The following is a 609-nucleotide window of genomic DNA, read 5'->3' on the forward strand; positions in this document are numbered from 1 at the left end:
GTGGGATACGGAATGCCCATCAGCTATCGCCTCCAAAAAGGGTTGTGCTAGCGAAGATCACCCTGACCCAGATTTTTGCATATTGAAAGCTGCTGCTCGTGACATTGCGGACGAGAGCCTTGACAGTATTTCCATCGATGGCGAAGCTGCTCACGCAGAGGCTGCTCGCGCCGCTGGTGCTAATGTTCTTGATGCACAAGGGCTTATATCCGATCGGAGGAACGATAACCAGAGACATGTTTGCATAGCCGCCAGGGCCGATATTCTCTGTATGCTCGTAAGAAGCGAATGTAAACGATGACGCAATCAGCGGGGATACGGAATGCTATTGCACAAATCTTGAGCGTGCATAAACAACATTAAAGGCGGTATGCACACTATCCTGCTTCGCTGTTGTGCGATTTGCAAGCAGGCAGCGGCATTCGTCGCCTGAAACTTCGAAGCACACGAGACTGAGCGCATTCGGATGGGTATGCCCTACGCGAGTTATAGCAATCGGCGTGTACCCTTCAAGATGTGCGTCTGCCGTGAACGTCGAATAGCTACTGCCCATGACCACCTTGGTTTCGGACGTTAGCGACCTTCGACAAAGCAGCGGGGATACGGAAT

At 51.9% G+C, this 609-nt stretch carries 1 protein-coding gene; it reads left to right on the forward strand.

The genetic code is table 11. The features are described 5' to 3' along the window. Positions 1-301: hypothetical protein (locus tag C2L71_RS12215; protein WP_204600489.1), on the forward strand; the 301-nt coding region annotated here is incomplete at its 5' end. Positions 302-609 lie beyond the last annotated feature (308 nt).

Origin of the sequence: Enteroscipio rubneri (assembly GCF_002899715.1) — a bacterium.
GTDB classification, from domain to species: domain Bacteria; phylum Actinomycetota; class Coriobacteriia; order Coriobacteriales; family Eggerthellaceae; genus Enteroscipio; species Enteroscipio rubneri.